The sequence below is a fragment of the Chitinophaga ginsengisoli genome (assembly GCF_003014595.1).
In the GTDB taxonomy this organism is placed as follows: domain Bacteria; phylum Bacteroidota; class Bacteroidia; order Chitinophagales; family Chitinophagaceae; genus Chitinophaga; species Chitinophaga ginsengisoli.
In genome coordinates this window covers 22,668-44,571 of sequence record NZ_PYGK01000017.1, presented here as the reverse complement: position 1 = coordinate 44,571, position 21,904 = coordinate 22,668, and the positions used below count along the sequence as shown (strand labels likewise).

Genomic DNA, 21,904 nt, shown 5'->3' with positions numbered 1-21,904 from the left:
GTTAAATGCAGAGAAAAGGGTTTTGCCAACCGGACATAGATTCGTTGTGAATCATTTCAAATTCCTTCGCATCATAGCGCATTCCTGCTCCCTGATCAAGAATTAATTTGTTTATTTTATTACCAGTTGTACTGATCCTGAGAATGTTGGCTGTTGGCAGGGCAAATCCTGAAGCCGGGTAAAAGTTTTTCTGACCTCTGGGGCCATCTATAACGCCAGTACGGAGTTGCTGTTTTACGGCATCCCAGTCTTTTTTCTTAGCGTAGGGTAACAATTCCCGCCACATTAAGCCAGCCTCATATCCCATTAATGCGTAGATATTGGCCGGTTGTTGAGCCGTGCTTTCAAACTTCTTTACAAATTGCTGATTCGCTTTACGCTGGTCTTCACGCATCCACATCATGGACGTATAAATTTCCAAATCTATATGTTTAATATCTTCCAGTACGTCATCATATGCCATCGTTTCGTTGATCAGTAGTGGGATTTTTTTATGAAAGCCACTTTGTATCCATTTTTCAAGGAAACGTGTACCCATGCTACCAGCGAAGATGGCATGGACATATGGTGGGGGATCTTTGGCGAGGGTTGTAAAGAGTCCGTCCAGCTCCATTCTCCTGGGATCATTCTCATTGTGCGATAACACCGTAAAACTTATCTGTGTACTGCCGGCCGCGGTAACGCCTTCTTTAAATGCACTATGCAGGTGATAGCCAGCTTCATACACTGGCATGATCATATGACCCCCATCCCCAAAATGGCTGTGAGCCCACTTTCCCAATGCATACTCAGATTGCCACAACTGGTGTGAGGCATAGAATACATCAGGACTGAGGTAAGGGAAATGGGGAATATATTCACCCATGTCAAAAAAGAACGCTGGTCTTTTCGTATTCTCCACTAAAGGGATAATATCCGGTGCTATCTTATAACTGATGAGACCAGATAGTATGTCAACGTTGTTAAAGAAAAGCAGTTTACGGGCAGCGTCAACAGAAGCACCAGCGCCTCCCATATGGGTATACTCTGATGTAAATTGCACTGTTCTCTGCCGCACGGGATCTAAGCCCATACCCAGCAGCCAACCTGTTACCAGGTGAGCAGAATAGGCAGGATATACACCGGAATAAGGAGTAAGGAACCCAATGGTAAGCGCTGATTGCATAAAAGTTTATTAGTTACGGCTAGGATAAATACCTTCAAGGCCAATGATGTAGTTCATACCCAGGTAAGGGTTCATGATGCTGAATGGCTGGCTGCCACCTGCAATACCGATGTTTACAGTACCTGTTACGTTTGTAGTAGGCGCCAGGAAGGTAGTGCTGTCAGGAACACCATAACCTTTGATTGGCTGTGCACTTGGGCCGCCTCCGATAGTTGGCAGTACGGCTGGCACAACAGTAGAACTAGGAGTAGCAGTTGTACCTGCAGCAGCAGTTGCAGCCTGAGCCACTGAAGCTGATGCAATAGTACCGGTGTGATTGTGCGCAGGCATATTGGTGATCAGCAGGGTGGTGGTAGGCGTACCAGCAATTTCACCCAGGTTAATGTTAGGTAATCCGGGACCTTGTCCGGCACCCAGTGGGAAACGGCCTCTCAGGTCAGGTAGGCCGAAGGTTACTTGTCCGTTACCTCCGTAGGTAGTGCCTAACAGAGAGAACAATGCCGTGTTCTGAGCAATGCTCAGGATCTGCCCCCAGCAAAAAGCCCAGCTTCTTGGTGCGAAATTACCGGCAAATAGAATAATCGCGGCTAATAACGGTGTGTCCATAGATCCAGTTTTAATGTAGTGTTTAAATTATATAATCGGGTTTCTAAACTGAGGGAATTGCACAGTTGCTCCGTTCCGTTGTGCAGAGAGTGCAGCCATTGGCGTTATAATGCTATTGGTAGCAGCTGCGTATACAGACAGCTCGTTACGCTGTTGCATCACACCCACAAATTCCTGCAGCGCCATTGCATAGCCATTGCCGTCTTCTACTTGTTTGTAACGTGGTAGGTTTACGACCTGTGCATATTGATTGATGTATGGTTTGCCTGGTTCCCAAACCTGGTTAACAGGGTTATTTTCTTCCAGATAAATGCGGTTGAAAAGATCTACCCAGGAGCCGTTACTGCCGTTCACATGGAACCCGGTGGAAACAGGTTGTGCTTTTCCGGCATCCATTTGCAGCCATACCTTTTGTCCCTGTTGGGTGGTAAGGCAAATTGAGCTGATATCTCCTGAAGTAAAGAACAAACGGGTATGCCCCTTTTTAGGACATGGTTTGCTGATCGCGTATTGCTGTTTTTGCTGTACTACCTGCAGGGATACATAAGTATTCTCTTTCAGGTTCAGTAACCTGGCAACTGCTGCCGCTGAATAAACAGGGTAGGACAGGGCATCCTTGTCTTGTTCGGCCGGCAATACATGAGGGCTCGCGCCGGCATGTATGGATTGCAGTTCTCCAAATACGCCTTCCTGTGCCATATTGGTAATGGCCATCAGGTCAGGACGGTAACTGTGCTCCTCCAACGTAAAGTACTGACAACGCGTCTGCTCACTGATACGAACAATGTCCTGGTGCTCTTCAAGGGTAGTCCCCATTACCGAGCCACAGGCCACATGTTTACCGGCTAGCAGGGCTGCTTTGGCAATACTGTAGTGCTGATGCCAGGGGGCCGCAATAATAACAGCGTCAATGTCCTGGCGGTCGAGTAAGGTCTGGTAATTGTCCCGGTAGATGTCTGGATGTTGGCGACCCGCCTGGCTGAATAAGTCCAGGCACTGGCTAATGGCAGCCGAATTGGTCTCAGCAATTGCTCTTACATCCAGATCCTTGTGTTGGAGTGCTTGCTTCAGGTACTGCTGTCCCCACATGCCAGTACCAATGAAGGCGATACGAAACTTCGACCCTTTTCCGGCCGTCAGATAGGACGGGAAAAAGGTGAGTACAGGGGATAAAATAGCGGCATTCTTTAAGAAATGCCTTCTGCTCTGTATATGCATAAGGAATGATTCCTAAGTTTGGTATCGTAACAATAAAGTAGGCTCCAAAAAACAGATGTAAAGTGTCCCCTCTAAAAGACAGAAATATTACGTTATGGTCGTGCGGTTTTCAAAAGATCAGGGTTAAAACTCGATTACAAAAATGCTGGGAACAAAGATATATCTCTTTTTTTTTAGTAAGCAAATAATTTTTTAATGGATATTTAACGTTATATGAAATGAGGGGGCAGTCTATTTTCTTCTATAACCGGCATTTCCAATGGATGAGCCTTGTTGGGGACAATAGTATTCCGCGGTATTCACACCGGCTTCCCGGGGGGTCTTAAACTTTTTATTCTCTTCATTTCCAGCACCTTCTATGGCGTCTCCGCCCTCTTCTACATAGACATAGTTTCGGATGTTGATACCATTGCCGCCATTGGGAGCAATTAATGCATTGGCATTAACAATCTGTTTACCTTTCATACCTGTGTATCCGTTAATACGCAGACTGTTGCCTTTGGTACAGGCTACTGTATTGTTGGTAATACGCACAATGGCATTGTCGGTCCCTCTCATACTGATACCATCGCCCTGGTTGTCGGTAAAGAGGTTATTACTAATAACATGGGTTGCCCTGTTTTCTCCTGATCCATAGAACTGGCAGAACTCTCCCCAACCATCATGGACGTAATTGTCATGCGTATTTGTATTGGTAGTACGGCCGCCAATGAGAATGCCTCCGTTGTGTGCGGCATTGCGTTGTGTTCCCCATTGGGTCACTTCATTGTTGAAGATCTCCAGTCCGTCGATAGCAGCAGTCTGTATACCATCCAGACCGATATTGCTGACCAGGTTATTGTAGATCTTCACGTTCTGCCATTTGGCTGGTTGTATGTAATCGTGGCCGGCGGTAAATTTTGAAGGGGAGCCATAGTAAGGCTGATTCAATGTATGGTCCCAATAAGTAGCGGTATGACCGATATACATGGCTTCATTCTTCGTACCTGTAACGGTCAGGTCATGGATCTGCAGGTTATAGATCACCAGGTTGGGATAGACGGTGCTGCGATCTCCTTTTACGGGGTCGGTCTTCGCTACAATGCCATTTCCGCCGTTCATAATGGTTAGAAAACAGATCTCCAGGTTGTCTGACTTATTACCTATATGCAGGTCCTGATAGGCCTCTCTGGCTGCCTGCGTAGAGCCATTGATGATGATCATGTTCCGGTCTGACTGGCTGCCAAAACGGATATAATGGCAATTAGAGAACTCACAGGCGGAGGAATTGCCGCCTCCGTTCCAGTCCGGCTCACCAATTTTCACGACGGTATTGCGATAGTTACGGATGATGATAGGCCGCTTCGCAGTGCCGCTCATATTAAAAATGAAGATGGACTTAAAATTGCCTTTGAGGTTTAGTATATCTCCAGGGCGGTAAGTGTTCCTTGAATTGTCAATATTGAGCCTTCCCTGTTTGTCGGGAACCAGGGTATATTCTCTGGCAGACGCGTCAACGGTATCCGTTGAGGCGGAAATATGCATATTACTGACTGGGGTTGGGGTTAGTCTGATTTCTGTGGAATAACTAACAACCAAATATAAAAGGGCTGCTGCGATCATGCTACAATCATGAGATGTCCAAGATAGCTTAATTTTTAGTCCTGCGAAGCGACTACTATTGAAAAAACGAAGTTTTAATATGCGCTGTTGATTATCTGACTCAATATGAATAACATAGAAAAATAGAAGAAGGTTGCTGACCGGAACCAGAATTGCAATATTAACTTTAAGTATGGCAAAACAAAGTGCAGGCATATTACTTTACAGGAGAAAAGACGAACAGCTGGAAGTCTTCCTGGCGCATCCCGGAGGACCTTTCTGGGCAAAGAAAGATGCGGGCAGCTGGTCGGTACCTAAAGGGGAATACGAGGAGGGGGAAGCGCCTTTACAGGCGGCTATCCGGGAGTTTGAAGAGGAGACAGGATACCGGCCTTCAGGCGATTTCATGCAGCTGTCTACCATCCGGCAGAAGGGACATAAAACCGTGCATTGCTGGGCGGTAGCGGGCGACCTTGATGCGGACAGTATTGTAAGTAACGAGTTCGAGATGGAATGGCCACCGCATTCTGGTAAGATGAGGTCCTTTCCGGAGATAGACCGGGCAGCCTGGTTTCCTGTTGATATGGCCCGTGAAAAGATCAATGAAAGACAGGCAGGTTTCATTGACGAACTGATAAAACGCATTGATGAATAGTTTCTACAACATCCCCATCACCATTTTATTTCTGTAGCAATTTACCCCCGCGCAAGAGTGTTTTTGACCTTTTCTGAAACTACCAGGTTCTGGCTTGATTTTTCGGTCCTTATCGATATGGAAAGCAAAGCAACAGGCAGTCTTAAAATATCAAGTACTGCCTTTGATCATGAAGGTGTTATTCCTTCGAAATATACCTGCGAGGGAGAGGACGTAAATCCACCACTGCAGATAGATCAGATACCGGTGGGTACCAGAACACTGGCTATTATTGCTGAAGATCCTGATGCGCCTAAAGGCACTTTTGACCATTGGGTAGTATGGGATATTCCACCTACAAATCTCATCGGATGTGATACTATACCGGGTGTCTGTGGAAAGAATGGAAGCGGTAAAACAGGGTATTATGGCCCTTGTCCGCCGTCAGGTATTCACCGTTATTACTTTCACATTTACGCGCTTGATACGAAACTGGAATTAGAAAACGGAGCAGATAAAGCTGCCTTGCAACAGGCAATGCAGGGACATATTATAGCGGAAGGAGTGCTGATGGGGCGTTATCCCAAAAACGGATTGTGAGTGTTATGCATGCTTTAATAACAAAGGGCTGACAGGATTGGGAAACCGTCCTGTACAGCCCATTTTATTGCTGTTTGCATTCCTGCACTTTCGTTCTTAATGTTCAACAGGTTCTTCACTGGCCTGTGCGTTGATCTTGCTTTCTGCAATAATGGTCAGTGTAGCATCTGTTTCTTTTTCCTCTGTCAATACAGCCCTCAGCATATCCGCTATTTCTATTTCACCCAAGGTACCTGCCAGTGTTACGAGGCTTCCATAGCAGGCAATTTCATAGTGTTCTACTTTCTGCGCGGCAATGATCAGCGCTACATCTCTCTGGGCAGAGCCCTCTTCGGTTTCATCTATTACCTGCCAGCCTTCATCGAATAATCCCTGTAATCCTGCACTGGGTTCTGCTTGCGCTGGTATACCCAGTACACCGAATGCGCGTTCTACTATTTTTACATGTTCTTCTGTCTGCTGCCGGTGTTGATCAAATGCCTGTATCAGTTCATCATTAGTGGCGGCGCCGGTCATCGTTGAAAGGACGTTTACGAGGTTTATTTCTGACCAGTAAATTTCCTGTAACATGGTAACGAAAAATTCTTCCAGCCTTGAATTGGTGGCCGTGTTGGATAGTATCTGCATAACTCAAGATTTTAAATGTTATCGGTTGTTAAAGTCCAAATACTATACCGCATTCAGATGCCGCAGCCGAAATGTACGGCTGCGGCCTAACTCTGGAACGTTGTATGAAATTAACCTTTCAAAAAAAAGTTGAAGGCGGCTGAATTGATGCCGGAAGAGTATGTTTAATCTTACCTTTGTATTGTTAATCTCAATCTCAATATTAATACCCCTATGATGATCACCAATGAGCAGCTGCTGGCTATTATGCCGCAAGCCAAATCCCAGAACACCGAGGCATATTTGCCATATCTGAACCAGGCCATGCCTGTTTACCATATTGATACACCTGTAAGAGCGGCCGCCTTTCTGGCGCAGCTGGGGCATGAAAGCGGGCAGTTCAGTGTGGTAACTGAAAACCTGAATTACCGGGCCGACCGTTTGGTAGCCGTATTCCCGAAATATTTCCCTACGCTGGTTGTTGCCCAGCAGTATGCGGGCAAACCTGACAAGATCGCCAATAAAGTGTACGCCAATCGCCTTGGAAACGGATCTGAGGCCAGCGGGGATGGATGGCGATTCCGGGGACGGGGACTGATCCAGCTGACTGGCAGGTCCAGCTATGATGACTGCGGTAAGGCTCTGACGGGTAACAGCACCACTTTCCAGGATGCACCTGACCTGCTGGCCACGCCTCAATATGCCGTCGCGTCTGCCTGCTGGTTCTGGACGGTGTATAAAACGTTGAACACCATAGCCGATCAGCCTGATAACTGGACAACTATGTATAAAAACAAACTGTACAGTAAATTTCAGTGGCTGACTATCTGTATTAATGGCGGGCTAAACGGGTATGACGACCGGTTGGCTCTCTGGGAAAAGGCCAAAACAGTGCTGCAATGAGCAGCGCTTTACAATTAGATTACAGAGCAGGTTGGGACGAAACTTTCAAAAATTGTATCTTTGCATTCTCCCATTAGATCGCTATACTACTCCCATTGAATAACTTATTGTAAAACAAGCAATTGCATTCGCTGTTGAGGGCGTCGGCATGTCTTTTTTCAGGCATTTTACGGCGTGTTCCCAAAGCGGAGAGAGGATTTTTATACCTGGAAAGGCCGGTTGAATGGCCCGGAATGGTATGAGAAGACTGTTTTTAAGAGAAAGAAACGATTTAATAAGATAAATATATGGATAAGCTTAAACTGAAATTACAGGAATATTATCAGCGCTGTCAGCAGCAGGAGACGCGAACTAAAGCCAGCAAGGAACACGCCGGTGGTGCAAGTGTGCTGGACATGGAGAATGATATTCTGCTGCAGTTCGGCTTGCCTGCATCCAAGCGTTTTGTGCAGATCCTGCACGATTTTGTCAGCCAGCGTGAAGTGAATGATCATCTGATTGATCATGTGAGTAAGAAATTACGTACTGCAGCCCGCAGATATCTGCTGGCCCCGGTGGTTTCTGACCTGGAACAGCTGGACCAGGCAAAGGAACAGAAGAAAAGTCCTTATGACCTGTTGCCGGAACTGGGGTACCCTGTGAATGACTACTCCGTTTTCCTGGTAGGTGAACTGCTGTATCGCAGGAACCTGGTGGCAGCTGATGTACTGGACGAAATAAAAAAAGTACAATATGCTGATGTGTGGGATGATGTGCTGTTACTCAGCAGGATCGTCAATTATAATACGCATGAACTTTACCATCGTCTGAAAGAACATGATCTGCGGTTCATTGATGACTTTGTGCAGCATGCCGCCAAACAGCATGTTTCCAGGACTACCAGCAAGAAGGCAACACCGGCATCTGAAGGGTATACACCTAATTACCGTACCGTAAGTAAGGTACAGGTGGAAGACATCCTGTTTGATGAACATCAGACACCAAGTATCATTGGTAAATTGAAATCAGGCAGCCGTTACATCCGCGTTACGATGGTGATGGAATTCTCCCAACTGAACCAGATACTCACCAACAGTGGTGAACTGGGCGTGGAAATCGGTCATTTCATTAAGAAACTGATGTCCAGTCCGCAGAAAGGAAGGCCGGCATCTATCGATGTAAAGTCTGAATTCGGTGAGATACTACACCTGGATAACTGTTATCTGGAAGTATATAAACCACAGCATCAGTCGAAGGGAAAATGGGTGGAAACGAAGGACAGTTTTTACTTCGTTGAGAAGATCCTTTCCAAGAAAGAATATGACAAGAAGAGCAAAGAAGCGGAGGTCAGGGAAAAGATCGAAGAGTGCCTGGAACTGATAGGCGGATCATACGGTTATTATCAGCGTATGCGTCGTCTGGGTATTACGGATGATGAAGCGAAACTGAGAGCCGGTTTACAGGATGAGCTGTTGTTTAAATTGTCTTCATTCCTGCACAAGTTGAAAGATTAGTCGAAATTGACGGAGCCATCATATCATTAGAAACGAAAAGGGTCTCGTAAAAACGAGACCCTTTTTTTATTTAGTTGGTTTTTGATTTGTTTGACCACAGTATTTACTGACAGCCATATAATGTGTAGTAATCTACATTATTCCCCCTCTAGTATTTTGGCGATGTTCCCAGGGTAGCATAATGAGTTTAGTATAATAAATTTCGTGTGTGTTTATTTGTGTTTGGAGGCAGCGTCCTGACCCAAAGGAGACCCTTAACCCCCAAGCCCTCATACCTTTTTGCATGAGAGGCCTGGAAGTAAAGGACAACGTGCTTTTGCTTTTATCAATACAAACATACCGCGAAAAAGTAACCGAACTGTTAATATGCTGTTAATCTGTTAGTTAATGTGCTGTTAACAGAAAATGCTGCTATTTTATGCTTGTCACAACGTATAAGGTCCATCGTTATACTTATATAGAATCCTTTATAAGGGCTTGCTTCAGCACATCATAATAGTGATAAAACAATTTACCCAAGTGATGCAGTTGTTATTCGGGAAGGCGGGAAATGAGAAGGGCTAGAGGGCGAAATCTTGTACTATTTTAGCAGATGAGTAATGGGTGGACCGCTTTTTTAGACAACATATAAGAGGGATTGCCGCATAGCAGCCATCAGTAAGCCGTTCACCCTGATTAAACCAGACGTAAGGGTGCTTTTGAAGTGGAGTTAAGGTGGACTTGAGGTGGACTTGATCAGCTGCCGGGGGCGGTAAAATAGTATGATTCTTTGCAGCGAATACTGAGTAGATGTTTGTAGGGAGCGTACATATGATGGATGAAGAAGTTCTTAACAGCAAAGATATCTCTTTCGTCGCAAATGCAGTCAGGATAAAGGATAAGGGGTATAAATAAAAATAGTCCATAGTTGTTGAAACTATGGACTATTTTTCTGTCAGCCAGTGACTATGCTTACTGGAGTAGTTGTTCTGTGTGTCCTACGGAGCCATCTTCACCCATACCTTCTACTACTATACGGAAACGTCTTGTGAAGTCGTTGTTGTAGAAGGAGATCTTGGCGGTATGTGTCAGGGAGTCTGCTACCAGGTTTGGATTCCAGTAGAGTGTCAGCCTTTTATCCTGCAGGATGTGAATTTCCTTACGAACGGTATAATCCGGTGCGTAGAATTCTTTCACGATGTTATAACCACCTTTCCTGTATTTTTCGAAGCCGCGTGTATCTACATCTGCTTTGCTGTCGCCACCTTTTCTGGTGTACACTGCGATGGCGCCGGAGCTACCACCGAAACCACCTACGAAGGTCGGGCGTAACACTTTGATGAAGGCCACATCACCGATGTTGATGTTACTCAGCATGCTGATGTTGGTTGGCATTTCGTTTAGGAACATTACCGGAGCACCACCGCGCCAGTTCAGGGCCGGACCGTTAGGATCGGTCAGGTTGATGCTCAGACCTGGTACTTTAGACTGAAGGTACTGGAAGATACTCAGGCTGCCCGGTTCATCCCTTGTCAGGTCAAATCCATAACCATCACCGGCATTGAACATACCTGTTGCATAACGTTGCTCAACTGATTCTGTTTTGTTCAGACGTTTTTCGCGTACGTTCACCTCTTTCAGGAAGATCGGTTTGTTAGCGATGGATCTGCTCACTGCCGTGTTTTCAGCTACGGTGGAGAGGTAAGTGGTTAATACCCTATTCTCTATTTCCACAGTAGTTCTGAACGGATAAGGCAGTGTTACCGCTTCTTTTTTCTCGAAGAAATGTGGTTCGAATTTCACGTTCACGTCCTTCCAGGATTTGTTAGGATCGTTAGCGCGATAGAATACGTTGATGGTATCTACAAACTGCAGACGGTCGATGGCAAATTCACCTTTATCGTTTGTGGTAACGGAAGAGAATGCGGTTGATGTATCGATCGGTTGTTTCAGGATGAAGTCCACTTTACCATTTGCAAGGGTAGCAGCACCTTTGTTGGTGGTAGCCACACCTTTCAGCAGTAAGCCCTGTTCGTAAGGGTACTTAATATCAGGCATGAAGTTGTGGAGGATCTTTTCCCAGCTGAACCTTCTCCAGCCGTTAGTCATCATCACCAGGTCCAGTCCCTGCAGGGTAGCTGGATCTGTATCTTTGAAGTACTGCGCCGGATTAGAGATATAACCTTTCAGATCGGAGGTGAGGAGCAGGTTGGAGATGATGTTGTTCTCATCCTGGTCTTTCACGATATTGTCAGCATCGGTGATAGAAACGGACAAGCTGGTGAGCATGGTGTCCGGGATCTTTATTTCCAGTGTGTTTTTCTGTCTTGGCTGTGTATTCACCGCAAGATTCTGCAGGCTCAGTGGCAGGAAATCGTTCTTTCTTACGAAAGCCAGTCTTTCTGCCAGTGGTAAACCTTCGCTGTTGAAGACAGTCAGCTGAACGATACCGGAAGGCAGCTCCTTGGTAGGTATAAAACCGCTCATCTGGCCTTCTCCTGCATTCAGTTTCGCTTTGTACACGATGTGTTGCTGCATCTGCGCAACGATCATCATATTATTGTACATCGGATTATCTTTCGTAGCAGGTAAGGTCTGATAGAAAACGCGGGTGCCTTTGTTGAATACTTTAAGACCAACGCCTGATGTTTTAACAACCGGCAGCAGTATGGTTTTCTGCTGGCCTTTGGTCGTCTGGATCAGCGCCTTGTAGGTTTCTCCGGCAGCAGGCGTGAGATCGAACATACCCATACCATCGCGGGTAGTTTTCACCAGTGCTACAGTTTCTCCCTTCAGGTTCTGGATGATACCATTTACTTCCTGTGGATAGCCTTGCTGATCGATTGCTTTGAAAGCAACGCGGCCGGCAACGCCAGCAATCAGGTTACCACCTTCAGGGAAGAAGTTAACGGCGAAATCAGTAGCCGGCGCCTTAGGCGTAGGACCTATCGGTTTTGCCGGGTCAAATATTTCAATGTTTTTGTAGAAGAGGTATTCTGCGTCGAAGTTCAGCATCCATGCGGTATAAGCACGCACCTGGTACTGACCTGCTTTGAAATTGTCTGGCAGTTCGAATGCACCGGAACCGGTAGCACCACCGACAGAGAGTAATTTTTTACTTACCACATTTCCGGCTTTGTCCACCAACTCTACATACAGGTTGGTTGCCGAAAGGGATGGCTGGCCTTGTAGCAAAACATACGCCTTGAACCACATGGTTTCCCCAGCGGCGTAATAGTCCTTATCCAGGTGCAGGTAAACCTTTTCCTGGGGGAAGCGTTTGCTGTACTGTTCCAAGGCTTGGGTGATTTTATCCTGCCATTCATCGGCGGGATAAAACGCAAGGGCGCCGGTTATGCCCAGCAGACAGACTGGGAGGAGCCACTTCATGCGATTTCGTTTTTTAAAGAACACAGACTGCATGTGGAACAACATTTTGCAACAATATAGTATCAAAAATTATAATATGCAAAATAGAGTTAAAAATTTATATATGCAAATAATGTTATTGGTATTTAATAAATTACAATTTGCCGGCTTTGGATTATTATTGCTGCCGGATAGTGATTTTGGGAAAAATCAGTGATATAAAAAGATGGTAAACAAGAGATTAGTGGTTATAGGTGGTGGCGCGGCCGGTTTTTTTTGCGCCGTAAATGCTGCACGCCTTGATACTCAATTGGAAGTCACATTAATAGAAAAAAGTAGTAAGCTTTTATCTAAAGTGAAGGTTTCGGGGGGAGGAAGGTGTAATGTAACGCACAATGCCCCCGACATATTATATATGTCAAAACGCTATCCGAGGGGACAGCACTTTGTGAAGAAGGCTTTCAGCCGCTTTTTTGTGCCTGATACTATTGCATGGTTTAAGGAAAGGGGAGTGGCGCTGAAAGCGGAAGCGGACGGGAGGATGTTTCCGGTAACGGACAATTCCCAGACCATTATTGACTGTCTGCTGAAAGAAGCGGACAAATATGGTGTAAAGATCCGGATGAATGCAGCTGTCAGCGAGCTGGAGCCCAAAGGAAAAGGCTGGGAAATACGCTTACAGGATGGCGGTGTACTGAAGGCAGGCCTGGTCTGCGTAGCTGCCGGTGGTTATGCCCAGCTGGAGAAGTTTGCCTGGCTTCAGGCTATAGGACACCAGGTAGAAGCGCCAATGCCATCACTCTTTACTTTTAATATGCCCGGCAATCCTATTACCACACTGATGGGTGTGAGTGTGGAAGAAGCACATGTGAAAATTGCGGGTACCAAACTACAGGAAAAAGGCCCCTTGCTGATCACTCACTGGGGGATGAGCGGGCCTTGTATATTACGGCTTTCCGCATGGGGAGCGCGTGAGCTGGGAGTATTGAAATATGAGTTTACAGCATTGATCAACTGGCTGCCAGCCTTCAATGAAAACAGTTTAAGAGAAGAAATGCAAGGACTGCGTTTTTCCCTCGGAGGACAGAAAATGCATCATAAAAATCCTTTCGGACTGCCTCAGCGTTTATGGCAGTTTTTCCTGCAGCAGTCGGAAATAGGGGAGGACGTACGCTGGGCGGATATGCCGGCAAAAGAGCAGCACAAGCTGATCAAATTCATGACCGCGATGCCTTGTCCGGTGAAAGGTAAAACAACTTTTAAAGAAGAGTTTGTGACCTGCGGAGGCATCCGTTTATCAGAAATAGATCCTGCTACAATGGAAAGCAAACTGGCGCCGGGATTATTCTTTGCCGGGGAGGTGATGGATGTAGATGGGATTACGGGTGGGTTTAATTTTCAGCATGCCTGGACGAGCGGCTGGGTAGCTGCCAGCGCTATAGCGGAACGATAAAAAAGAAACTCCGGCAAACGTATGTCTGCCGGAGCCCCTGTCCTCCATTGTTACTGTAACCTTCTTCTGTATTATATCACTCTTCTATTTATCCCCTATCCTTTAATGTTAATATTTTTATTGGGTATAACTGGTCGTCTTTTCTTTTGTAGACACAAAATTAGTTCACTCCGTCGTATAGAGCAAAACAATATTATTTATTTCTGGATAGATAAAATTTATAGGTAGTGAATGCCCGGTTCGTACTCCTTATCAAGCGCTTTCAGCAGGCTATCAAAATCTGCCGGGTTCTTTACAAAGTCCACTTTTGTCATATCCAGCATCAGTGTGCGGATAGGGTGCTGACGGATGTATTGCATATACATGTCATGTACGCTGACGAGGTATTCGTCTGCTATCTGCTGTTCATATGAGCGGTTACGGTGCCTGATATTCTGCTGTAATTTCGTTACAGGTGCATTGAGAAAAATGAGTAGGTCGGGCTGTACCAGCTGCGGGTTGATAATATCAAACAGTTTCTGATAAAGGCTGTATTCTTCCTCTTTCAGATTGATCTTTGCAAACAGGAGGCTCTTGATAAAAAGATAGTCAGACACGACAAGATTACTGAACATGTCCTGCATCTGCAGCATGTCTTTTAACTGCTTATAACGTTCCGCCATGAAAAACAGCTCCAGGGGGAAAGCGTATTGCTGGGGCTTTTCATAAAACTTCGGCAGGAAGGGATTATCGGCAAATTCCTCCAGGATAAGTTTTGCATTGAAATGTGCGGAAAGTTTGTTGGCCAGGGTTGTTTTCCCTGCTCCGATGTTACCTTCTATAGTGATGTATTTGTAATTCATGGACCGGCAAATGGTTTAGTTACGCCCCCTTATATTTTATAGCGGGTAGTGTGTCTGTGCAGTTTTCAAGTAATGTGCTGACAGACTGGTGTAGCACAGGATGCTGCCAGTCGGGAATGATCTCCTTCAGGGGAACCAATACAAACTGTCTGAACTGCATCTGTGGGTGCGGGATTTTCAGATCGGGTTCATTGATGACGGCATTGTTGTAGAAGATGATATCTATGTCGATAACCCGGGCGCCCCATTTCTGACGGCGGATACGACCGATATTATGCTCTATGGCCAATACGGTCTGTAACAGTGTTCGTGCATCCATATGGGTTGATACCAGGAGTCCCTGGTTGAGGTAGTCCGGCTGTTCCACATGCCCCCAGGCAGCTGTTTCAAAAAGGGAGGAAATTTTTTCCACCTTTCCCACCTGCTTATCTATTTGCTCTACAGCCTCTTGGAGATGACCGGTACGGTCTCCCAGATTACCACCTATAAGTAATATTGCTTTATTCATGTATCTTCAACGGCCCAAAAGTATACATATTCTTTATTTTTGGAAAAAGAAGACGACCGGTAGGTCTTTTTACATTAAATCTTCCATAATGCGTAGCTTTTTCAAAATTTTCTTTGCCACCCTGCTCGCTTTCATTGTGATCATCTTTTTAGGGATTTTCATACTGATGGGCCTTATCAAGTCGGCAGTCAGCCCTGACGTGGTTACTTTATCGCCAAATGGCGTGCTGGTATTGGAAACCAGTCAGCCCTATGCCGAACAAAAGATCGTAGACCCTGTAAATGCTGTATTGCGCCAGGGCCCCAAAGAAACCCCGGGACTCTATGATGTAGTACGCCTGATCAGACATGCTGAAACTGACGATAATATAAAAGGGATCTATCTGAAGGCAGACGCTAATGCCAACGGATTTGCCACCAACGAAGAGGTGCGTAACGCGCTGCTGCGATTTAAGCAATCCGGTAAGTTCATTTATGCCTATGGTGAGGTGATGGACCAGAAAAGCTACTATGTAGCTTCACTGGCAGACAAGGTATATGTACATCCGAAAGGAGGCCTCGAATTCAGTGGTTTCTTTACACAGCTGACCTTCCTGAAAGGAACACTTGAAAAACTGGAGATTCAGCCACAGATCTTTTATGACGGCCGTTTCAAGAGTGCTACCGAGCCTTTGCGTGAAACGCAGATGACAGTGGCTAACCGCATCCAGACAAATGCCTACCTGGGCGATCTGTATGCCAATTTCCTGAAGAACATAGGCGCTTCCAGGAAAATAGATACCGTTACCCTGCACCGGTATGCAAACGAAGGACTGATCCAGGAGGCTGCTGATGCGCTGAAGTATAAACTGGTGGATGGTCTGAAATATAACGACCAGGTGATGGATGAGATCAAATCGAGACTGGGATTGAGCGGTGATGAGAAGGTTAATTTCATTTCCCTCTCCAAATATGAAAGTGCGACCAATGTGAGCACCGGCAAAGGTGAGGATAACAGGATCGCCATTATTTATGCACAGGGTAGTATTGTAGGTGGCGACAGTGAAAAAGATGAAACGATCAGTAGCGGACAATTTGTAAAGCTCATTCGTGAGGCAAGGCAGGATAAGGATGTGAAAGCGATCGTGTTCCGCGTGAATTCTCCCGGTGGTAGTGCATTGGCCTCTGAGTCTATCTGGCGCGAGCTGACACTGGCTAAAAAGAGTAAGCCGGTAGTAGTATCCATGGGCGACTATGCCGCTTCCGGCGGTTACTATATTTCCTGTATGGCGGACTCTATTTTTGCACAGCCGAATACGCTGACAGGTTCTATCGGCGTTTTCGCCGTATTACCGAACCTGCAGGGATTCTTCAAGAATAAGCTGGGTGTAACCTTTGATGGCGTCAAGACAGCACAGTATGCTGATTTGGGTAATACTTCCCGTCCGTTGACAGAAATTGAAAAGAAGTTCATACAGAACTCGGTTGACAGTATCTATGGCACCTTTAAAGGTCGCGTCGTGGAAGGCCGTAAGCTGAACGGGGTAATAGTGGACAGCATTGCCCAGGGCCGTGTATGGAGCGGTGTGCAGGCAAAAGAGCTGGGACTGGTGGACCGTATCGGCGGTATTGACGATGCCATTAAATGCGCCGCGAAGCTGGCGAAGATCAGTGGTTTCCGCCTGAGGGAATATCCGGAAGCAGAAATGCCATTTGCAAAATTCATGAAGTCCTTTGCAGGGGATGCCCGTATGGAGACTGCTATAAAAAGCGAACTGGGAGATCAGTATGCCGTATATCAGCAGATCAAACATCTGAAGGAAATGAACGGAGAGATCCAGGCGAAGCTGCCTTATGTGTTGGAAATCAGGTAATAAGCGACTTAAAGACTTAAAATAGTATTAAACCTGCCCTTGGGGCAGGTTTTTTTATGGAAATGGGTAAAACAATAGTAGTTTTATGCGATTTTTTAAGAATAGACCAGCGTTAAGTAAGTATGGCGGTTAAATATAATCAATGGAAAGCCCTGCTAGCGATGTCCAAAGCTAGCCTGATAGGAATAGTGAGAAGTCCTTCGGCTGTGATCTTCAGCCTGGGGTTCCCCCTGGTTTTCATCCTGGTGTTTGGCTTTATCGGCGATAAAGGCATATCGGTGAAAATAGGGGTGGATGCAGCTACAGATACTACCAGTTATCTGTATAAGCAACTGGCCAGTGAAAAAAGCCTCAAGCTGATAAGCGGTCAGCCGGCTGCAGAAATGGAAGATGACCTGAAAAAGGGACATATTACCGCTATTATCCGCATCACGTCCCAGCCGGCACAGGGAAATACACCTGTCTGCAATGTGAAGGTGCGTACTTCTGCTGCTTCGGTAGATAAGATTTCGTTGTTCCAGACTATACTGACAGGCATCATTAATAAGGCTGACGACGTTTACTATCCCAGGAGTTCTGTTGCGAAACTGGAGCCAGTGGAAGTACTGCCGGGCCGCCGTTACAGAACTATCGACTTCATCCTGCCTGGTCTGCTCAGTTTTTCCCTGTTAAGTGCCGCTGTATTCAGTACTGCATTCCTCTTCTTCAGTCTGCGTCAGACGCTGGTGTTGAAGCGTTTCTTTGCCACACCGATCCGCAGGCTCTATATTGTATTGGCGGAAGCCCTGGCCCGCCTGATATTCCAGGTAGCCGGCGCCGTACTGATCATCGCGATCGGTTATTTTGCCTTCGGATTTACATTGGTACATGGATGGACTACCTTTTTCGAAATGTTGATACTGACAGCTTTCGGGGTCATCGTATTCATGGGCTTCGGATTTGTGGTGAGTGGCATTGCCAACAGTGAAAGCACGATACCTCCGATTGCCAATGTGATCACCTTACCGCAGTTCCTGCTGGCAGGTACTTTTGTGTCGGTAGATGCTTTCCCCTCCTGGCTACAGCCCATATGCCGCATTATGCCGCTGACCTACCTGAACGATGCTTTCCGTAAGATCGCTTTCGAAGGGCAACATTTATGGAATGTGGGACTTGAACTGGGCGTGATTACCCTATGGGGAGTGATTGTATATGCCGTAGCAGTAAGGGTATTCCGGTGGGAATAGGGAATAGTCTGGATTTTTTCCTACCTTTTGTATATGCAAGCCTTATTTATCATACTTGGAGCACTTGGTGTGCTGATACCAGGTTTGTTCATTGTCAGCATGTTCCTGCCTGCTACAGTGAAGGTAGTACGTGTCAGGGCCATCCCTGCGTCTCTTTCCGTCGTTTTTGATCAGGTGAATATATTACGCAACTGGGAAAAATGGTCACCCTGGCTTCAGGTGGACCCTAAGATAAAGCTGTCGTACAACGACAAGAAGAGCGGGACGGGCGCCGGTTATCAATGGATAAGCAGGAACCGTAAGGTAGGTAAAGGTTCAGTTACTATTACGGCATCCCGGCCGTATAAACAGATCACAATCGAGATGCAGTTCATGGAAAGTAAGGCCACAAAAGGTTATTTCCGTTTCGAGCCCTCTGGCGTAGGCACGCATGTAACATGGGGTATTGCGATGGAGGTAGGCAGATATCCTGCTGGTAAGATCAGGGGATTGATGCTGGATAAATTGATTGGAAGAGATTTTGAAAAGGGGTTGGAAAACCTGGAGAAATTAGTAAAATAGATATGCGTTTCGTCAAATTATTATTGCTTAGTGTTCTTTTCTTTGGGGGATTGATATTTCTCATTTCCCTGTTACTGCCTTCAAAGGCGATCGTTGAACGCTCCGGAGTGATTGATGCTCCTTTGTCTATCGTTTATGCTGAGATCAATAACCTGAATACCTGGCCTGAATGGAATCCCTGGGCAGCTCCTGGTGTAGCACAGAAAATTGAATTTTCAAACCCGCCTGCGGGTCAGGGGGCTTATTATACATGGTCAGGTGTGCAGCAGGAAAAACCAGTATCGGGTAAGGTACTTATCGGGGAGAGTACGCTGGAAAAAGGGGTGCATTATAACATGGAGTTTAATGCCATGAAGCCAATATCAGCTGCCTTTGATCTGAAACCTTCCGTTGATGGAAAGGGAACTGCTATACAATGGCGCCTGGAAACCCATGTGGGAATGTTGCCCTGGTGGAAGCTCAAAGGATTCCTGGCGGATAAGCTGACAGGCCCGCTGTTGGAGGATGGACTAACTAAGCTGAAAAATATCTGCGAGAAAAGAAAATAGTAATGAATGCGTGATTGCCACTGCATTTTTTAACGCCGAATTGTTATGAATGGTAAGTCTGTTATGAATGAAAAAGTATATTTTTCCTAAAATTCAGAACAGTAAAACAAATTACAACCATGAAACACGTTCTATTATTTTTCGCATTACTGGCAGGAACATGCAGCTTTGTATCTGCACAGGACAACGCGCCTAAAAGCCCACGTATAACTGCTGAAGGAAAAAATGTTAAGATAGCTTATGGACAACCGTCTAAAAGAAACCGCGTTATTTTCGGCGAGCTTGTACCTTACGGTAAAGTATGGCGTTTAGGCGCCAACGAGGCAACCGAGATCACCTTTGCTAAAGATGGCAGCTTCGGCGGCAAACCTGTAAAAGCAGGTACTTACACCCTGTTTACTATTCCAGAAGCGAATGAATGGACATTCATTCTGAACAGTGAGCTGAAACAATGGGGTGCTTATGACTATGATAAGATCAAGGATAAGGATGTACTGCAGGTAAAAGCGAAAGCTACTAAAATCAGTGCGCCTGTTGAGAAACTGACTATTACTGTACCTGCCAACAAACTGGTAGTAGAATGGGATAAAACGCATGTAGAAGTGCCGGTAAAATAAGTGCAGAAAGTATTTAATAAAAAAGCCTTCGTTTAATCAGCGGAGGCTTTTTTATTGTATATTCTTATGCTGATTGCAGGAGACTTTGTATCCGTGCATCGCCGGTAATTATTTTAGCTTTCAGGTCGCTGAGGATGGAATATAAACCGAAATAAGTACGGTTGATATACAATGAGTGCCTGGAACCTCTGGCTACCTTGGAATCCCTTACTTCTTTCAGGTTGTAGAGGTAATCCATATACGCATAGATCTCTTCGAAATAGGCTTCATTACCGAAATCAAACTCTTCCAGTGTAAAGGGACGGGTGAGCATATCGATCATTCTCTGGAACAGGCCGGAGAAGAAAACCACTTCCTTTTCTGTATCGCTGGGGTGGATCATTTCCAGGTTGGTATAGATCTCCCTGCGTCTCTTTTCATCTTTCAGCACTTCCTTATTCGTCAGCAGGAAGTAGTTGACGTAGAAATCTTCCGGTATTTCCTTGATACAGCCAAAATCGAATACGCCAACAGTGCCATCGTCGCGCATCAGAAAGTTGCCGGGGTGCGGATCTGCATGTACTTTTTTCAGTTGATGTACCTGGAACTGGTAAAAGTCCCACAGGGCCTGACCGATCCTGTTACGGATTTCCTGTGAAGGATTGCGTTCCAGGAATTCTTTCAGGTGGAACCCTTTCAGCCAGTCCATGGTAATGATCCTGTCGCTGGACAGTTCCGGGTAATAAACCGGGAAGACCAGGTTGGGAATATGGGCGCATTGGGCCGATACTTCCATGGAGCGTTGCAGTTCCAGTTTATAGTCTGTTTCTTCCAGCAGTTTACCTTCTATCTCTTCGAAGTATTTATCCATATCCACTTCATTCATGCCTACGATGCGGATAGCAAAAGGCTTGACAAGGCGGAGGTCAGATTTTACGCTGTTCGCCACGCCGGGATACTGGATCTTTATAGCCAGGTCCTTGCCCCATTTAGTTGCTTTATGCACCTGCCCGATAGAGGCAGCATTGGAAGCCTGTATTTCGAAATGGTCATAGAGCTGGGTGGGCGATTTACCCAGTGTTTTGATGAAGGTATTGATCACCAGCGGACCGGAAAGGGGAGGAGCGCTATACTGCGACATCGCAAAGCGTTCGGTATAGGCTTTTGGTAGCATGCCTTTATCCATGCTGAGCATTTGTGCTACTTTAAGTGCGCTTCCTTTCAGATTGCTGAGGGTATCATAAATGTCTTCTGCATTGTCGGCATGGAGTTCTTCCTTGCTGATGGAAGGATCTATGAGTTTCTTTGTATAATGTTTGAGGTAGTTTGTACCTACTTTCAATCCTGTTGTTACAAATTTGCTGGCACGTTCAACTTTACCGGTAGGGATGTTCGTCTGTTCTTTCATACTGTCTTATTTCCTTGCAAACATGAATTTTCCGAAGTCGAGGATGCTGTCAAGCGTATTGGAACTGATCAGCTGGAAGCTGAGGTTTACCGCTTTTTCTATGGCAGCATCTGTCATTTCGAAGCGTTCACTGTCGTCTTTCGTCCAGTAGCGCAGCACAAAAAGCGCCTGTAGCCAGAAGCCGTGTACGTATTGATCAGAGATGTATTTACGTTCCTTCACTTCACCCGTCTGGTAACCTTCTTTGATCAGCTCGCGGATATAATCGTAAAAAGCGATGCGGAAAGCTTCCAGTTTGTCCAGGTGCAGGCCAGGTACCAGGTATTTGTCTTTTTGCTGCAGAATATAACTTCTGTTTTCTTTCAGTTCCTGTACCCAGAGAAAGTAGAAAGTGAGAAGCTTTTCCCGGGCAGAATAGTTCCGGTAGATCTCATCTTCCTTCAATTTTTCTAAGGTGTCCTGGAAGAAGGAGAGCCAGATGTCTTTTTCCAGTGTATCAAAAGAGGAATAGCTGTCATAAAAGGTGGTTTCAGGCACATCCAGTTGTTGGCAGAAGGAGTACACAGAAACAGGTCTTTTACCATTTTCCAGCCAGTAAGTTTTATAAGCGTCGCGTATGAGTTTTTTTTCCATGATCCCGGGTTTGGTGTGTAAGTAAATACATGACAGCGCACTATGCGGGTTGGACATAGGTCGCTATTACAAATTTACGCCACAAACGCCGGATAATGATCATTTCCACGGCCCTGACTGTTA

Annotated in this window: 20 protein-coding genes; 10 read left to right on the top strand and 10 right to left on the bottom strand. The window is 45.8% G+C overall.

The features are described from left to right. Position 1 precedes the first annotated feature (1 nt). The 4 genes from CLV42_RS28135 to CLV42_RS28120 all read right to left on the bottom strand — a co-directional run bounded on the left by CLV42_RS28135 (position 2) and on the right by CLV42_RS28120 (position 4,513). Positions 2-1,165, bottom strand: coding sequence for an ABC transporter substrate-binding protein (locus tag CLV42_RS28135; protein ID WP_106605280.1), 1,164 nt, complete (start codon positions 1,163-1,165; stop codon positions 2-4). 9 nt (positions 1,166-1,174) lie between these two features. Then, a complete protein-coding gene (locus tag CLV42_RS28130; protein WP_106605279.1) occupies positions 1,175-1,771 on the bottom strand; it encodes a phage tail protein in 597 nt (198 codons plus the stop codon). 27 nt (positions 1,772-1,798) lie between these two features. After that, positions 1,799-2,989, bottom strand: a complete 1,191-nt coding sequence (locus CLV42_RS28125; protein ID WP_106605278.1) for a Gfo/Idh/MocA family protein — start codon at positions 2,987-2,989, stop codon at positions 1,799-1,801. 231 nt (positions 2,990-3,220) lie between these two features. Then, positions 3,221-4,513: a right-handed parallel beta-helix repeat-containing protein gene (locus CLV42_RS28120; protein WP_245901753.1), complete on the bottom strand. Its 1,293-nt coding sequence runs from the start codon at positions 4,511-4,513 to the stop codon at positions 3,221-3,223. 250 nt (positions 4,514-4,763) lie between these two features. On the opposite strand from CLV42_RS28120, the gene CLV42_RS28115 reads away from it, so the two are divergent. Together CLV42_RS28115 and CLV42_RS28110 are read left to right on the top strand one after the other, a co-directional pair. Continuing rightward, a complete protein-coding gene (locus CLV42_RS28115) occupies positions 4,764-5,225 on the top strand; it encodes an NUDIX domain-containing protein (RefSeq protein WP_106605276.1) in 462 nt (153 codons plus the stop codon). Positions 5,226-5,342: 117 nt separating this feature from the next. Continuing rightward, a complete protein-coding gene (locus tag CLV42_RS28110; RefSeq protein WP_245901752.1) occupies positions 5,343-5,804 on the top strand; it encodes a YbhB/YbcL family Raf kinase inhibitor-like protein in 462 nt (153 codons plus the stop codon). A gap of 96 nt (positions 5,805-5,900) precedes the next feature. Here CLV42_RS28110 and CLV42_RS28105 read toward each other — a convergent pair whose 3' ends face one another. Then, positions 5,901-6,431 carry a YciE/YciF ferroxidase family protein gene (locus tag CLV42_RS28105; RefSeq protein ID WP_106605275.1) on the bottom strand — a complete coding sequence of 177 codons (531 nt, stop codon included), beginning with the start codon at positions 6,429-6,431 and terminating at the stop codon, positions 5,901-5,903. A 213-nt stretch (positions 6,432-6,644) separates the two neighbouring features. Here CLV42_RS28105 and CLV42_RS28100 point away from each other — a divergent pair, with 213 nt between their 5' ends. Continuing rightward, positions 6,645-7,313, top strand: a complete 669-nt coding sequence (locus CLV42_RS28100; protein ID WP_106605274.1) for a glycoside hydrolase family 19 protein — start codon at positions 6,645-6,647, stop codon at positions 7,311-7,313. Positions 7,314-7,600: 287 nt separating this feature from the next. Continuing rightward, positions 7,601-8,806 (top strand): hypothetical protein, encoded by a 1,206-nt coding sequence (locus CLV42_RS28095; RefSeq protein ID WP_106605273.1) that lies wholly within the window; start codon positions 7,601-7,603, stop codon positions 8,804-8,806. A 951-nt stretch (positions 8,807-9,757) separates the two neighbouring features. On the opposite strand, the gene CLV42_RS28090 is transcribed toward CLV42_RS28095, so the two are convergent. Then, positions 9,758-12,175, bottom strand: coding sequence for an MG2 domain-containing protein (locus tag CLV42_RS28090; protein WP_245901751.1), 2,418 nt, complete (start codon positions 12,173-12,175; stop codon positions 9,758-9,760). Between the two features lie 205 nt (positions 12,176-12,380). On the opposite strand from CLV42_RS28090, the gene CLV42_RS28085 reads away from it, so the two are divergent. Then, positions 12,381-13,607: a BaiN/RdsA family NAD(P)/FAD-dependent oxidoreductase gene (locus CLV42_RS28085; RefSeq protein WP_106605271.1), complete on the top strand. Its 1,227-nt coding sequence runs from the start codon at positions 12,381-12,383 to the stop codon at positions 13,605-13,607. Between the two features lie 218 nt (positions 13,608-13,825). Here CLV42_RS28085 and CLV42_RS28080 read toward each other — a convergent pair whose 3' ends face one another. Continuing rightward, on the bottom strand, positions 13,826-14,449 hold the full coding sequence (locus CLV42_RS28080; protein ID WP_106605270.1) for a deoxynucleoside kinase: 624 nt from the start codon (positions 14,447-14,449) through the stop codon (positions 13,826-13,828). Positions 14,450-14,468: 19 nt separating this feature from the next. After that, complete coding sequence (gene folK / locus CLV42_RS28075; RefSeq protein WP_106605269.1) at positions 14,469-14,957, bottom strand: 2-amino-4-hydroxy-6-hydroxymethyldihydropteridine diphosphokinase; 489 nt, start codon at positions 14,955-14,957, stop codon at positions 14,469-14,471. An 88-nt stretch (positions 14,958-15,045) separates the two neighbouring features. On the opposite strand from folK, the gene sppA reads away from it, so the two are divergent. The 5 genes from sppA (at position 15,046) to CLV42_RS28050 (ending at position 19,761) form a co-directional block, all read left to right on the top strand. Beyond that, the gene (gene sppA / locus CLV42_RS28070; protein ID WP_106605268.1) at positions 15,046-16,809 is read left to right on the top strand and encodes a signal peptide peptidase SppA; all 1,764 of its coding nucleotides are present in this window, start codon (positions 15,046-15,048) and stop codon (positions 16,807-16,809) included. Between the two features lie 122 nt (positions 16,810-16,931). Next, positions 16,932-18,035: an ABC transporter permease gene (locus CLV42_RS28065; protein WP_106605267.1), complete on the top strand. Its 1,104-nt coding sequence runs from the start codon at positions 16,932-16,934 to the stop codon at positions 18,033-18,035. 33 nt (positions 18,036-18,068) lie between these two features. Continuing rightward, a complete protein-coding gene (locus CLV42_RS28060) occupies positions 18,069-18,596 on the top strand; it encodes an SRPBCC family protein (RefSeq protein ID WP_106605266.1) in 528 nt (175 codons plus the stop codon). Between the two features lie 2 nt (positions 18,597-18,598). Beyond that, a complete protein-coding gene (locus CLV42_RS28055; protein WP_106605265.1) occupies positions 18,599-19,144 on the top strand; it encodes an SRPBCC family protein in 546 nt (181 codons plus the stop codon). A 119-nt stretch (positions 19,145-19,263) separates the two neighbouring features. After that, positions 19,264-19,761 (top strand): DUF2911 domain-containing protein, encoded by a 498-nt coding sequence (locus CLV42_RS28050; protein ID WP_106605264.1) that lies wholly within the window; start codon positions 19,264-19,266, stop codon positions 19,759-19,761. A 64-nt stretch (positions 19,762-19,825) separates the two neighbouring features. On the opposite strand, the gene CLV42_RS28045 is transcribed toward CLV42_RS28050, so the two are convergent. Next, positions 19,826-21,148, bottom strand: a complete 1,323-nt coding sequence (locus CLV42_RS28045; RefSeq protein WP_106605263.1) for an ABC1 kinase family protein — start codon at positions 21,146-21,148, stop codon at positions 19,826-19,828. A gap of 6 nt (positions 21,149-21,154) precedes the next feature. Next, positions 21,155-21,781 carry a TetR/AcrR family transcriptional regulator gene (locus CLV42_RS28040; RefSeq protein WP_146154507.1) on the bottom strand — a complete coding sequence of 209 codons (627 nt, stop codon included), beginning with the start codon at positions 21,779-21,781 and terminating at the stop codon, positions 21,155-21,157. Positions 21,782-21,904 lie beyond the last annotated feature (123 nt).

Coding starts and splice junctions, on each gene's coding strand:
- CLV42_RS28110 (WP_245901752.1), top strand. CDS start 5,343: ATGGAAAGCAAAGCAACAGGCAGTCTTAAAATATCAAGTACTGCCTTT.
- CLV42_RS28095 (WP_106605273.1), top strand. CDS start 7,601: ATGGATAAGCTTAAACTGAAATTACAGGAATATTATCAGCGCTGTCAG.
- folK (WP_106605269.1), bottom strand. CDS start 14,957: ATGAATAAAGCAATATTACTTATAGGTGGTAATCTGGGAGACCGTACC.
- CLV42_RS28135 (WP_106605280.1), bottom strand. CDS start 1,165: ATGCAATCAGCGCTTACCATTGGGTTCCTTACTCCTTATTCCGGTGTA.
- CLV42_RS28125 (WP_106605278.1), bottom strand. CDS start 2,989: ATGCATATACAGAGCAGAAGGCATTTCTTAAAGAATGCCGCTATTTTA.
- CLV42_RS28105 (WP_106605275.1), bottom strand. CDS start 6,431: ATGCAGATACTATCCAACACGGCCACCAATTCAAGGCTGGAAGAATTT.
- CLV42_RS28045 (WP_106605263.1), bottom strand. CDS start 21,148: ATGAAAGAACAGACGAACATCCCTACCGGTAAAGTTGAACGTGCCAGC.
- CLV42_RS28120 (WP_245901753.1), bottom strand. CDS start 4,513: ATGCATATTTCCGCCTCAACGGATACCGTTGACGCGTCTGCCAGAGAA.
- CLV42_RS28060 (WP_106605266.1), top strand. CDS start 18,069: ATGCAAGCCTTATTTATCATACTTGGAGCACTTGGTGTGCTGATACCA.
- sppA (WP_106605268.1), top strand. CDS start 15,046: ATGCGTAGCTTTTTCAAAATTTTCTTTGCCACCCTGCTCGCTTTCATT.
- CLV42_RS28055 (WP_106605265.1), top strand. CDS start 18,599: ATGCGTTTCGTCAAATTATTATTGCTTAGTGTTCTTTTCTTTGGGGGA.
- CLV42_RS28040 (WP_146154507.1), bottom strand. CDS start 21,781: ATGGAAAAAAAACTCATACGCGACGCTTATAAAACTTACTGGCTGGAA.
- CLV42_RS28100 (WP_106605274.1), top strand. CDS start 6,645: ATGATGATCACCAATGAGCAGCTGCTGGCTATTATGCCGCAAGCCAAA.
- CLV42_RS28065 (WP_106605267.1), top strand. CDS start 16,932: ATGGCGGTTAAATATAATCAATGGAAAGCCCTGCTAGCGATGTCCAAA.
- CLV42_RS28130 (WP_106605279.1), bottom strand. CDS start 1,771: ATGGACACACCGTTATTAGCCGCGATTATTCTATTTGCCGGTAATTTC.
- CLV42_RS28050 (WP_106605264.1), top strand. CDS start 19,264: ATGAAACACGTTCTATTATTTTTCGCATTACTGGCAGGAACATGCAGC.
- CLV42_RS28085 (WP_106605271.1), top strand. CDS start 12,381: ATGGTAAACAAGAGATTAGTGGTTATAGGTGGTGGCGCGGCCGGTTTT.
- CLV42_RS28090 (WP_245901751.1), bottom strand. CDS start 12,175: ATGAAGTGGCTCCTCCCAGTCTGTCTGCTGGGCATAACCGGCGCCCTT.
- CLV42_RS28080 (WP_106605270.1), bottom strand. CDS start 14,449: ATGAATTACAAATACATCACTATAGAAGGTAACATCGGAGCAGGGAAA.
- CLV42_RS28115 (WP_106605276.1), top strand. CDS start 4,764: ATGGCAAAACAAAGTGCAGGCATATTACTTTACAGGAGAAAAGACGAA.